Raw genomic sequence first — 12,976 nt, 5'->3', positions numbered from 1 at the left:
GCCCGGCGAAACGGACATTGCTCTGCTGAAGCAGACATTCCGCTCCTGATCATGGCGACTGGGACACCCTGCACGCCGCAACACCTCGTGGGCATACGCCCGTTATGTACGAGATCACTTTCTACGTCTCGTAACGCAACACTCACAAGCTGTCACGGAGGTCACAGCCTGGTACTCGGGCCTTGTTGGAGATCCGGCACTGTGCTGGAATTCCACGGACCGCCGCGGGATCGAAACCGGCGCGCAGGGGGCGCAACACAGCGCCAAGTGGCGGCGGGAAGGGGGAGCCTGCGCCGGTCACTCACGACCACCAGGGGGCGCATCGGCGCCCCTGTACGACGCCGACACCGTCCCGCCGTTTTCGCGGAGGGGCGCCTGGTCCAGAGGTTGCGACGCTAGTGCAGGGACGTTTCAAGAGGGATGGCAGCGCTTCGGCGGAGCCGGAGCCGCGCGGCGGGACCGACCGCGGTTCCTCGCCCCAGCACGCCCAGAACCCGGGACCGGCAGAGCTCGGCGGCAGCGGTGAACACTCCGCTCGCTCCGGCGCCAAGCCCAAGGCTCCCGCCACACCGGCCCCCAAGCCGACGGGCCCCGGCGCGCGAATAGCGCTGCGCAACTGGCGCATCTCCACGCGTCTGGTCTCGCTGCTCGCGCTCCCCGTGGTCGCCGCGACCTCGCTCGGTGCGCTGCGCATCAACGACAACATGGACAGCATTCAGCAGCTCGACAACATGAAGCTGCTGACGGACATGACCAAGCAGGCGACCGAGCTCGCCGCCGCGCTCCAGAAGGAGCGCGACGTGTCCGCCGGTCCGCTCGCGCACGGCGCCACGGCCAACGACTACACGGTCAAGGGCGCCCGCGACGCGACGGACGTGGCCAAGAGGCACTTCCTCGAGGGCACCCAGGAGATCGACGACGCCACGGCGAACGGGCAGCTCTCCGGCGTCCGGGACAGCCTGGTCGGCATCGCGGGCGAGCTGTACAAGCTCAGCAGCATCCGCAAGGAGGCCTACGCCGACCCCAAGAACTCGACGCAGACGGTCGAGGCCTACCACCGCCTCGTCACCCAGCTGCTCGCGCTCTCGCAGGACATGGCCGAGGCCACCAGCAACCCGGAGATGATCCAGCGCACCCGCGCGCTGTCCGCCTTCTCCTCCGCCAAGGAGTACGCCTCCGTCCAGCGGGCCGTCATCGCCGCCGCGCTGCCGGAGACGAAGAACACCTTCGGCTCGCTGTCGGAGAACGACCGGCAGTACGCGCTCTCCGCTCAGGAGAGCCAGGAATCCGAGATCAGCGGCTTCAAGAACATCTACGGCGACGGCTTCGCCGACCTGCTCAAGACCATCGAGGGCGGCAACCCGATCATCGAGTCCGCCGACCAGTACGCCAAGCGCGTGCTGGGCAGCCCCGAAGGTCTCAGGACGCAGACCAAGCGCGGCTACAAGGACTGGGTCGACGAGGACACCGCCAAGATCCAGCAGATGTCGAACATCGAGACCACACTGCTCGGCCAGATGGAGCAGAAGGCGCGTCAGCTGCGCAACGAGTCCGAGAGCGAAGCGATCATCTCGGGTGCGCTGATCCTCCTCGTCCTCGGTGTCTCGCTCGTCGGCGCCTTCGTGGTGGCCCGCTCCATGATCCGCTCGCTGCGCCGCCTGCAGGACACCGCGACCAAGGTCGCCCAGGACCGCCTGCCCGAGCTGGTCAAGCAGCTGTCGGAGTCGGACCCGCAGGACGTCGACACCTCCGTCGAGTCGGTCGGTGTGCACTCCCGGGACGAGATCGGCCAGGTGGCCGCGGCCTTCGACGACGTGCACCGCGAGGCCGTACGACTGGCCGCCGAGCAGGCCCTCCTCCGGGGCAACGTCAACGCGATGTTCACCAACCTCTCGCGCCGCTCCCAGGGTCTTATCCAGCGTCAGCTCTCGCTGATCTCCGAACTGGAGTCCCGCGAGGCCGACCCGGACCAGCTGTCCTCGCTGTTCAAGCTCGACCACCTCGCGACCCGCATGCGCCGTAACGGCGAGAACCTCCTCGTCCTCGCCGGTGAAGAGCCCGGCCGCCGCTGGACCCGCCCGGTCCCGCTCGTCGACGTGCTCCGTGCCGCCGCGTCCGAGGTGGAGCAGTACGAGCGCATCGAACTGGCCGCCGTGCCGACCACCGAGGTGGCCGGCCGCGTGGTCAACGACCTCGTGCACCTTCTCGCCGAGCTGCTCGAGAACGCCACCTCCTTCTCCTCGCCGCAGACCAAGGTCAAGGTCACCGGTCACGCGCTGCCCGACGGCCGCGTCCTGATCGAGATCCACGACACCGGTATCGGCCTCTCCCCCGAGGACCTCGCGGCGATCAACGAGCGGCTCGCCTCGCCGCCCACCGTGGACGTCTCCGTCTCCCGACGCATGGGCCTCTTCGTGGTCGGTCGTCTGTCGCAGCGGCACGGCATCCGCATCCAGCTGCGTCCGTCCGACTCCGGTGGCACGACCGCGCTCGTCATGCTCCCCGTCGATGTCGCCCAGGGCGGCAAGAAGCCCGCTCCGGGCAAGCCCGGCCAGGGTGGCCCGGGCGCCGGCGGTCCGGCCGCCGCGCAGGCCTCGGCGGGTGTCGCCGCGGCGCGTCGTGGCAACGGTTCGCAGGGCGGCCCCTCGCTCGGTGCCGGTGCTCCCGCAGCCGGTGGTGGCCGCCTCGGCGCCCCGCCGCAGCGCGGACAGGTCGGCGCGGGCCAGGGTCCGCGGGCGGCACTGCCCGGAAGCAACCAGGGCGGCCCCGCGCTGCCGGGCGGCAACCAGGGCGGTCGCCCGGGTGCTCAGGGCGGAGCACGTGGACCGCAGGGCCAGGGGAATCCGCAGCAGGGCAGGCCGGCTCCGGCCGGTGCCGGTGCCGGTGCCTTCGGGCAGAGCACGCCGGGCGCCCCGCAGGGCCTCCAGGCTGCCGGGACCGGTGCGCCGCAGGGCTTCGGCGACGGGCCCGGGGCGGGCCGGAGCGGATCCGGTGCGCGTCAGAGCGGCCTCGGCGACAGCGGCCCCGCGGCCGCGCCCGCGCAGCAGCAGCCGTCGGGCGGCAAGGGCAGCCGTCGTCGGCCGCAGCTTCCCGGACGTGGTGGTGGGCGCGCCGAGCTGCCCGGTGCCAACCCGCAGCCACGCACGCCGAGTTGGAGCGACGAGAACGCGCAGCCGCCGGTGCCGCGCACGTCCCTCGACACGCCGCGTGGCCACGAGGAGTCCGACGCCACCTCGCGCATGCCGCGGATCGACGACCGCCAGGGTCCCGGCTCGACGTCCGAGTTCGCCCGACCCGACTTCGACGCCCCGCGCCCCGGTGCGGGTGCGCCGCAGAACAGCGGCCAGAACACCGGGCAGTTCGTCCGCCCCGACGTGTTCGGCACCTCCAACCCGTCCACCGCCACGGGCCAGTACGCCACCCCGGGCTACGGCGCCTCCCAGGACCAGTCGTCCACGGGCCAGTTCGCCCGGCCGGGCTACGGCCAGCAGGACCCCTCGTCCACCGGCCAGTTCGCGACGCCCGGGTACGGCAACCGCCAGGACCCGTCGTCCACCGGCCAGTTCGAGCGGCCGCAGCCGCAGCAGCGTCCCGCTCGTCCGCAGGAGCCCGAGGCGCTGCCGCCGGCATCGAGCCCCGGTGACGGACGTACGCCGCTGTACGACACGCTGGAGACCAACTGGTTCCACGGTCAGGCGAACGGCACCCACACCAACGGTGCTCACCACAACGGTTCCCAGGGTGCGCCCCAGGCCGCGCATCAGCAGTCGCAGGCGCCCTCGGCTCCGCAGCGGCCGGCTGCCGCACCGGCCCCCGCCGCCCAGGCCTCCTGGCGCAGCTCGCCGAACGACGACCTCGTCCGGCAGGCAGAACGCGTCCGTCAGCCGTCGGCGGGCGGGGTCACCACCTCAGGCCTGCCGCGCCGCGTCCCGCGAGCCAACCTCGTCGCGGGCACGGCACAGCAGCAACAGCACCAAACCGGTCCGCAGGTCTCGCGTGCGCCTGATGACGTACGCGGCCGGCTGACCAATCTCCGTCGGGGCATTCAGCAGGGTCGACAGGCCGGTACCGGCCAGACCGGCAGCTTCCCCAGCCCCACTCACCAGCAGGAGCGTTAGTTGAGCCCGATGAGCCAGGCGGCACAGAACCTCAACTGGTTGATCACCAACTTCGTGGACAACACCCCTGGGGTGTCCCACACCGTCGTCGTGTCCGCCGACGGACTCCTTCTGGCACTGTCCGAAGGCTTCCCCCGTGACCGCGCCGACCAGCTCGCTGCCGTCGCTTCCGGACTCACCTCGCTGACGGCCGGGGCATCCCGGATCTTCGAGGGCGGCACGGTGGCCCAGACGGTCGTGGAGATGGAGCGCGGCTTTCTTTTCCTGATGTCCATCTCGGACGGATCGTCCCTGGCGGTTCTCTCCCACCCGGAGTGCGACATCGGCCTTGTCGGCTACGAGATGGCGCTGCTCGTCGACCGCGCGGGCGCAGTGCTCACGCCGGACCTGCGCGCCGAACTACAGGGAAGTCTGCTCCACTGACGGCCCTGGGTTCTACCCTCAGCACGAAATCACCGTCCGGCCGCCACAATCCCCCCACCGGCCCCAACAGACGGCACTGACCGACTTGCTGTCCCGCCCGGAGGATTCATGACCCCGCCCACCGCCTCTCATGATCCGTACGCGCAGCCGTACGAGGATGAGGGCGACCAGCCGCTGGTACGTCCCTATGCGATGACCGGCGGCCGGACCCGGCCGCGCTACCAGCTCGCCATCGAGGCTCTGATCAGCACCACGGCCGACCCGGCGCAGCTGATGGGGCTGCTCCCCGAGCACCAGCGGATCTGCCACCTCTGCCGAGAGGTCAAGTCGGTGGCGGAGGTGTCGGCCCTCCTGTCCATGCCGCTCGGTGTGGCCAGGATCCTCGTCGCGGACCTCGCGGAGGCCGGACTCGTCGCCATCCATCAGCCGGGTGGCGACGAGAACAACGGCGGCGCGCCGGACGTGACTTTGCTCGAAAGGGTGCTCAGTGGACTTCGCAAGCTCTGACGGAGGTCGTACGACCACCTCCGCGAAGATCGTCGTGGCGGGCGGCTTCGGCGTCGGCAAGACCACCTTCGTGGGCGCCGTCTCCGAGATCAACCCGCTGCGCACCGAGGCCGTCATGACGTCCGCTTCGGCCGGCATCGACGACCTCACGCACACGGGGGACAAGACCACCACCACGGTGGCCATGGACTTCGGCCGCATCACCCTGGACCAGGACCTGATCCTGTACCTCTTCGGTACGCCGGGCCAGGACCGCTTCTGGTTCATGTGGGACGACCTGGTCCGCGGCGCCATCGGTGCCGTCGTCCTGGTGGACACCCGCCGTCTCGCCGACTGCTTCCCCGCGGTCGACTACTTCGAGAACAGCGGCCTGCCCTTCGTCATCGCCCTCAACGGCTTCGACGGACACCAGCCCTACAACCCCGAAGAGGTCCGCGAGGCCCTGCAGATCGGTCCGGACGCCCCGATCATCACGACGGACGCCCGGCACCGTGCCGATGCGAAGAGCGCGTTGATCACGCTGGTCGAGCACGCGCTCATGGCACGGCTGCGGTAGTAGCCAAGTCGACAGTTCCATAAGGCAGTTGTCGTAGACGCATTGGAGCCGGCTGTGTCGTTTGACACGGCCGGCCACAGTGTTCATAACGTTTCGACAGAGAATTTCGCTGGCACAGACACGCATCGCGGTCAACCGGTGCCGCTGTGCTCACAAAAGCCCCGCCTTTTGGCGGGGCTCGCTCTTTATGACCGTTTTATCTGGGGCTTACTTCACCCGGAACCCCTGGTTCCGAGTGTTTGGAAGGGCGCCGCCTGACGTGCTGGAATGCGCTGAACTGCCCAGTAGTCAAGGGCGCTGGAGACACCGCGGCACAACGTAGGTGCCGACGCCGAGAGGTTGTTGGTCGAGTGAGGCGAAGCAAGAACGGTCCCGAGCCGTCGGCACGGGGCAACTTCACCCCGCCGCCGCGCGGAGCGGCGCCCGCACAAGTGCCCGGCCCGGAGCCCACGGCGGCGCCCGCGCCGAGCGGCGGTCGCTTCTCCCCGCGCAACTGGCGCGTGCCGACCAGGCTGAACGCGATCCTGCTCATACCCGTGATGGTCGGCCTTGTCATGGGCGGCTTCCAGGTGAAGAGCTCGATCGACACCTGGCAGGAAGCCCAGGACGCGGAGAAGACGGCACGTCTGGTCCAGGCGGCGCTGACATACGGCGACAAGCTGTACGTCGAGCGCGACGTCACCGCCAAGCCCCTGCTGATGGGCAAGGGCCAGAACGACCCGACCGTCGTCAAGGCCCGCGCGGCCACGGACGCGGCCGCCGACGCCTTCGACGAGGCCGCCCAGAACATGCCGAAGACGGCTGGTCTGGAGCGCCGACTGGCCATCTTCCGCAAGGTCGAGCCCGGCCTCGACACCCTGCGCAAGGCCGCGTACGTCTCCCCCAAGCTCACCGGCGTGCAGACCGAAGAGGGCTACACGCTGATCCAGCACCCGCTGATGGAGTTCGCCAACGAACTCGGTCTGGGCACCGGAAACATCACCAGCTACGGCCGTACGGTCTACGCGATCTCGCTGTCCAAGGCGGCGCTGTCGCTTCAGCGGTCCATCGGCACGCACATGCTGATCAAACCCGGCCCCGGCCTGAGCAGCCTCAACAGCCAGCGCGTCGCCCTCTCCTCGTACGCCTACCTCGAAGGCATCGCCACCGAGGAGTACATCGGTGGTGGCACCGAGGCCGACGCGGCCAAGCTCGAGGCGGCCAAGAAGCAGATCAAGACGGACCTGACGGCCCAGGCCGCACAGGCCCGCGCGGCCAACCCCAACTACGTGCCGCCGCCGTCCGATCCCAAGAAGGGAGACTTGATGGTCCCGGCCCTGGCGACGCTCAAGTCCCCCCGGCAGGCGGAGCTCGACGGGCTCGCCTCGCAGGGCGTCACCGCGGACAACTGGTGGGCGGTCACCACCGCCAGGTACAACGCCTACCGCCAGATCGAGTCGGACCTCGCCGACAAGGCCGTGTCCGAGGCCGCGGACATCTCCGAGAACGCCAAGAACGACGCCCTCATCACCGGTGCCGTCGTCGTGGTCGCCCTGCTCGCCGCGTTCATCCTGGCCGGCATGGTGGCGCGCCAGATGAGCCGCTCGATGCGCCAGCTGCGCAACGCGGCCTTCGGTGTCGCCGAGCAGCGGCTGCCGATGCTGGTCGACCAGCTCTCGCGCACGGACCCGGGCCGCGTCGACACCCGCGTGCAGCCCATCCCGATCACCAGCACGGACGAGATCGGCGAAGTCGCCCGCGCCTTCGACCAGGTCCACCGCGAGGCCGTCCGACTGGCCGCCGAGCAGGCCCTTCTGCGAGGCAACATCAACGCGATCTTCACCAACCTGTCGCGCCGCAACCAGTCGCTGATCGAGGGCCAGCTGACGCTCATCACCGACCTGGAGAACAACGAGGCCGACCCGGACCAGCTGGAGAACCTCTTCCGCCTGGACCACCTCGCGACCCGTATGCGCCGCAACGGCGAGAACCTGCTCGTCCTCGCCGGCGAGGAGCCCGGCCGCCGCTGGGACCAGCCGGTCCCGCTGGTCGACGTGCTGCGCGCCGCCTCCTCCGAGGTGGAGCAGTACGAGCGCATCGAGCTCTCCGGCGTCCCGGAGGCCGAGATCCACGGCCGTGCCGTGACCGACCTCGTGCACCTGCTCGCCGAGCTCCTGGAGAACGCCACCACGTTCTCCTCCCCGCAGACCAAGGTCCGCGTCACCGCGACCCGGCTGCCGGACGGCCGCATCATGGTCGAGATCCACGACAAGGGCATCGGCCTCACCGCCGAGGACTTCGCGGACATCAACCACAAGCTGGCCAACCCGCCGACCGTGGACGTCGCGATCTCGCAGCGCATGGGCCTGTTCGTGGTCGGCCGGCTGTCCGACCGGCACGGCATCCGCGTCCAGCTGCGCCCCTCGGGCGAGCAGGCCGGTACCACCTCGCTGGTCATGCTTCCGGACGCGATCACCCACGGTGGTGGCGGCGAGCAGCAGCCGATGCGCGACGAGTTCACCGTTTCGCAGATCATCCCGGAGCAGCGCGCGTTCCAGGGCGAGGACTTCGGGGGCCAGCAGCAGCCGCTGCGCACCGCCGCGGAGCTCGGCTTCGACGACAGCCGCTACACGGAAATCCCCGACGACATCCGTGACTTGGACCCCGTGGGCCGCTCACTGATGCGTGAGGAGCGCCGCGCTGCCCTGGAGGCCCAGGCGCACGGCCCGGAGGCCATCGAGGGCCCGCAGGGCTACCAGAACGACTTCGAGGCCCAGCAGCCCGCGTACGACAACGGGCGGCCGTCGTACGACGGCGGGCAGGGTGTCTACGAGGAGCAGCAGGCCACGTACGACCAGCAGACGGCGTACGACGAACCGCAGCAGGCGTCGTACGACGAGACGTACTTCCCGTCCAACGGCGGCTACCCGGAACCCGGTTATGCGGAACCGGTCCAGGAGGAGCACTCGGGAGCCCGAGGTGCCGCCTCGGAGACGTTCTCGGCCTTCGAAGAGCCGTCCTACCAGGACGACTGGCCGCAGCAGGACACGTATCAGGGCTCGTATCGGTCCGATTACGCTCCGGAAACGGAATCCTCGCAGGCCGCTGACGTGAGTGAGCGGGACCGCGTAGGCTTCACCCGTCCGGGACCGGCCCCCTCCGCCACCCACACGCTGACCGACGCCGGGCTGCCTCGCCGTGGATCCACCGCGAGCGGCAACGGCCAGCGCCCTGTGGACCAGAGGGAGCAGGCGGCACCGGCTTCGGCCGCGGAGACCAACGGCGACTGGCGCTCGTCCAACGACGACCGGTGGCAGCAGGCCGCTCAGCTCCGGAAGCCCAAGGCGGGCGGGGTCACCTCGTCCGGTCTGCCGCGGCGGGTGCCCAAGGCCAACCTGGTCGAGGGAACCGCGGAATCGACGCCCCAGGGCGGCCCCCAGGTCTCCCGCGCTCCCGAGGACGTCCGGGGCAGGCTGAGCAACCTGCGCCGCGGCGTACAGCGGGGACGCAATGCAAGCAGTGACACGAACGGCCAGGGCTTCGGTCCTGACAGCACCTACAACCAGGAGCGTTAGTGTGAGCCCGATGAGCCAGGCGGCACAGAACCTGAACTGGTTGATCACCAACTTCGTGGACAACACCCCTGGGGTGTCCCACACGGTGGTGGTCTCCGCCGACGGACTCCTTCTGGCGATGTCCGAAGGCTTTCCCCGTGACCGCGCCGACCAGTTGGCGGCCGTCGCGTCCGGTCTGACCTCGTTGACCGCGGGTGCCTCCCGCATCTTCGAGGGCGGCAGCGTGAACCAGACAGTTGTGGAGATGGAGAGGGGATTCCTCTTCATCATGTCCGTTTCCGATGGTTCCTCGCTCGCCGTCCTTGCACACCCGGAGGCGGACATCGGTCTCATTGGGTACGAGATGGCGCTTCTGGTGGACCGTGCGGGTACGGTCCTGACCCCGGATCTTCGAGCGGAGCTCCAGGGGAGCCTTCTCAACTAACAGACAGACGGTGCGTATTGGCGTCCCGGGGCCGTAAGGTTTCGGGACGCGGTCCCACACTGATGGGTGCCCGGCGCAGTCGGAGGAGGAGAGAAAAGTGGCAACACCCCCAGGCGGTTCGCCTTCGGGCAACTGGTCGTACGGCCCCGGCCAGGGGCAGGGCGGCCAGGGTGACGGTTCGCAGAACCCGAACCGGTACAACTTCCCCTCCGCGCCCAGCCACCGGCGTCAGCCGTACGCGCCCCAGGGTCCCCAGGGCCCCGGTCCCTCGCCGTACGACCAGCCTCCGGCGCCGCGTATCCAGCCCGTGCAGCCGCAGCGACGCTCACCCGAGCCGTCGCCCGCGGGGGCGTCGAACAATCCTCTGGTGCGCCCGTACGCCATGACGGGCGGCCGCACCAGGCCCCGCTACCAGCTCGCCATCGAGGCGCTGGTGCACACCACCGCGCAGCCGCACCAGATGCAGGGCCAGCTGCCCGAGCATCAGCGGATCTGCAACCTCTGCCGAGAGATCAAGTCGGTCGCCGAAGTCTCGGCGCTGCTCACGATCCCCCTCGGCGTGGCCAGGATCCTCGTCGCCGACTTGGCGGAGGCGGGCCTGGTCGCCATTCATCAGCCCGGCGGCGACGAGAGCGCCGGCGGCCAGCCAGCCGTGACATTGCTCGAAAGGGTGCTCAGTGGACTTCGCAAGCTCTAGCGGAGGGCCTTCCCGCTCCACCACGTCCGCGAAGATCGTGGTGGCGGGCGGCTTCGGCGTGGGCAAGACCACGTTCGTCGGCGCCGTCTCGGAGATCAACCCGCTGCGCACCGAGGCCGTCATGACATCCGCTTCCGCGGGCATCGACGACCTCACGCACACCGGAGACAAGACGACGACCACCGTCGCCATGGACTTCGGCCGCATCACCCTGGACCAGGACCTGATCCTCTACCTGTTCGGCACCCCCGGTCAGGACCGCTTCTGGTTCATGTGGGACGACCTGGTCCGCGGCGCCATCGGCGCGGTGGTCCTGGTCGACACGCGCCGCCTGGCCGACTGCTTCCCGGCGGTCGACTACTTCGAGAACAGCGGCCTGCCGTTCGTCATCGCCCTCAACGGCTTCGACGGCAGCCAGCCGTACAACCCCGACGAGGTCCGTGAGGCCCTCCAGATCGGCCCCGACACCCCGATCATCACGACGGACGCCCGCCACCGCGCGGACGCCAAGTCGACGCTGATCACGCTGGTCGAGCACGCGCTGATGGCGCGCCTTCGCTAGCACGGGCACCGCACACTCCGAGAACGGCCCCCGCCCTCCCTGAGGAGGCACGGGGGCCGTTCTCATGCGCGCTTTTTCACCACTGCGCCCAAACCCCACACCACGGCCCCGCCCTCCCGAAGGAGAGCGGGGCCGAGTGCGCTGGAAGAGTCAGTGCCAGCTGTGCGGAGCGTGGAAGCCGGGCTCGCGCTCCAGGCGGCGCCAGCCGGCCTTGAGGCGGCCGCGGTGGGCCGGAGCATGAGTGGAGGCGGCGGCCGCGCGGGCCAGGAGGATGGCCGTGATGGCGGCGACTTCCTCGGGCTCGGCGTGGCCCTTCTCGACGCGGATGTCAGGGGTGTTCATAGGTGTCAGTCTCCGTGAGAGAGGTTTCCGCGGGGCTGCCGCGGAGGATCCGCAGGGTTACTGCGGGGGGTTGCCGTGCTTGCGCGAGGGCAGGTCCGCGTGCTTGGTGTGCAGCATCGCGAGCGACTTGATCAGGACCTCGCGGGTTTCCGCCGGGTCGATGACGTCGTCGACCAGGCCCCGCTCCGCCGCGTAGTACGGGTGCATCAGCTCGGCCTTGTACTCCTTGACCATGCGCACCCGCATCGCCTCGGGATCGGCTGCCTCGGCGATCTGGCGGCGGAAGATGACGTTGGCGGCACCTTCCGCACCCATCACGGCGATCTCGTTGGTCGGCCAGGCGTAGGTGAGGTCGGCACCGATGGACTGGCTGTCCATGACGATGTAGGCACCTCCGTACGCCTTGCGCAGGATGAGCGAGATCCTCGGGACGGTCGCGTTGCAGTAGGCGTAGAGGAGCTTCGCGCCGTGTCGAATGATCCCGCCGTGTTCCTGGTCGACGCCCGGGAGGAATCCGGGGACGTCCAGGAGCGTCACGATCGGAATGTTAAAAGCGTCACACATCTGGACAAAGCGCGCAGCTTTTTCGGAAGCCTCGATGTCCAGCACGCCCGCGAGGGTCTGCGGCTGGTTGGCGACGATGCCGACGACCTGGCCGTCGAGGCGGGCCAGCGCACAGATGATGTTGCGGGCCCAGCGCTCGTGGACCTCCAGGTAGTCGCCGTCGTCGACGAGCTCCTCGATGACCTTCGCCATGTCGTACGGGCGGTTGCCGTCCGCGGGGACCAGGTCGAGCAGGATCTCCGAGCGGCGGTCCGCCGGATCCTCGGAGGCGACGTGCGGCGGGTTCTCGCGGTTGTTCTGCGGAAGCATCGACAGGAGGTAGCGCACCTCGGCGATGCAGGTCTCCTCGTCGTCGTACGCGAAGTGGCAGACGCCCGACGTCTCGGCGTGCACATCGGCACCGCCCAGGCCGTTCTGCGTGATCTCCTCGCCGGTGACGGCCTTGACCACGTCCGGGCCCGTGATGAACATCTGCGAGGTGTCGCGGACCATGAACACGAAGTCCGTGAGGGCGGGGCTGTACGCCGCGCCGCCCGCGCACGGGCCGAGCATCACGCTGATCTGCGGGATGACACCGGACGCCTTGGTGTTGCGCTGGAAGATGCCGCCGTAGCCGGCGAGGGCGCTGACGCCCTCCTGGATTCGGGCGCCCGCGCCGTCGTTCAGGGAGACGAGCGGCGCACCGGCAGCGATGGCCATGTCCATGATCTTGTGGATCTTCGTGGCGTGGGCCTCACCGAGGGCGCCGCCGAAAATACGAAAGTCATGCGCGTACACGAAGACCGTGCGGCCCTCCACCGTGCCCCAGCCGGTGAGGACACCGTCGCTGTACGGCTTCTTGGCCTCCAGACCGAACCCGGTCGCCCGGTGCCGGCGCAACTGCTCGACCTCCTGGAACGAGCCCGCGTCGAGCAGCAGCTCGATGCGCTCCCGGGCGGTCAGCTTGCCCTTGGCGTGCTGCGCCTCGGTCGCCTTCTCACTGGGCCCCCGCAGCGCCTCCGCACGGATCGCGTGCAGTTCGGCCACGCGCCCGCGCGCGTCCGTGGGCTCGCCTGTGGAGCTTGCGGATCCAGCCTCATCCAAAACGGTCATGTAGTGACCTTACGAAGCCCACCAAGGAAAGCGAGCCGTCGACTCCGTACAGTCTCCGGCCCGTTTTCCTGGTACCCCTGAACAGAACCACGACTGCATGCAGGCGATCTGACTGCTCAGAGGGCCTTCGGCTTGTA

Annotated in this window: 10 protein-coding genes; 8 read left to right on the top strand and 2 right to left on the bottom strand. The window is 69.4% G+C overall.

Annotated features, from left to right (window positions below; genetic code table 11):
• Positions 1-398: 398 nt before the first annotated feature.
• The 8 genes from IEY95_RS27995 to IEY95_RS27960 all read left to right on the top strand — a co-directional run bounded on the left by IEY95_RS27995 (position 399) and on the right by IEY95_RS27960 (position 10,841).
• The gene (locus IEY95_RS27995; protein ID WP_189188934.1) at positions 399-4,118 is read left to right on the top strand and encodes a sensor histidine kinase; all 3,720 of its coding nucleotides are present in this window, start codon (positions 399-401) and stop codon (positions 4,116-4,118) included.
• A gap of 9 nt (positions 4,119-4,127) precedes the next feature.
• Entirely contained in the window at positions 4,128-4,541 is a 414-nt protein-coding gene (locus IEY95_RS27990) for a roadblock/LC7 domain-containing protein (protein ID WP_037764993.1), read from the top strand.
• 108 nt (positions 4,542-4,649) lie between these two features.
• Positions 4,650-5,048, top strand: coding sequence for a DUF742 domain-containing protein (locus tag IEY95_RS27985; RefSeq protein WP_095936861.1), 399 nt, complete (start codon positions 4,650-4,652; stop codon positions 5,046-5,048).
• Positions 5,029-5,604 carry a GTP-binding protein gene (locus IEY95_RS27980; RefSeq protein WP_054235412.1) on the top strand — a complete coding sequence of 192 codons (576 nt, stop codon included), beginning with the start codon at positions 5,029-5,031 and terminating at the stop codon, positions 5,602-5,604. Before IEY95_RS27985 ends, IEY95_RS27980 begins: the two co-directional genes overlap by 20 nt.
• Positions 5,605-5,954: 350 nt before the next feature.
• Positions 5,955-9,158 (top strand): nitrate- and nitrite sensing domain-containing protein, encoded by a 3,204-nt coding sequence (locus IEY95_RS27975; RefSeq protein ID WP_189188933.1) that lies wholly within the window; start codon positions 5,955-5,957, stop codon positions 9,156-9,158.
• Between the two features lie 10 nt (positions 9,159-9,168).
• The gene (locus IEY95_RS27970; protein WP_005479603.1) at positions 9,169-9,582 is read left to right on the top strand and encodes a roadblock/LC7 domain-containing protein; all 414 of its coding nucleotides are present in this window, start codon (positions 9,169-9,171) and stop codon (positions 9,580-9,582) included.
• Between the two features lie 97 nt (positions 9,583-9,679).
• Positions 9,680-10,279, top strand: coding sequence for a DUF742 domain-containing protein (locus IEY95_RS27965; protein ID WP_189188932.1), 600 nt, complete (start codon positions 9,680-9,682; stop codon positions 10,277-10,279).
• On the top strand, positions 10,260-10,841 hold the full coding sequence (locus tag IEY95_RS27960) for a GTP-binding protein (protein ID WP_161225504.1): 582 nt from the start codon (positions 10,260-10,262) through the stop codon (positions 10,839-10,841). The genes IEY95_RS27965 and IEY95_RS27960 overlap by 20 nt, the downstream gene beginning before the upstream one ends.
• 150 nt (positions 10,842-10,991) lie before the next feature.
• On the opposite strand, the gene IEY95_RS27955 is transcribed toward IEY95_RS27960, so the two are convergent.
• Positions 10,992-11,183, bottom strand: a complete 192-nt coding sequence (locus IEY95_RS27955) for an acyl-CoA carboxylase subunit epsilon (RefSeq protein ID WP_189188931.1) — start codon at positions 11,181-11,183, stop codon at positions 10,992-10,994.
• Between the two features lie 57 nt (positions 11,184-11,240).
• Positions 11,241-12,839 carry an acyl-CoA carboxylase subunit beta gene (locus IEY95_RS27950; protein WP_189188930.1) on the bottom strand — a complete coding sequence of 533 codons (1,599 nt, stop codon included), beginning with the start codon at positions 12,837-12,839 and terminating at the stop codon, positions 11,241-11,243.
• Positions 12,840-12,976: the final 137 nt, after the last annotated feature.

The organism is Streptomyces albiflavescens (assembly GCF_014645835.1).
GTDB lineage: Bacteria > Actinomycetota > Actinomycetes > Streptomycetales > Streptomycetaceae > Streptomyces > Streptomyces albiflavescens.
Note: the sequence above shows the minus strand (reverse complement) of the source record. Positions and strands in the feature narration are given on the sequence as shown.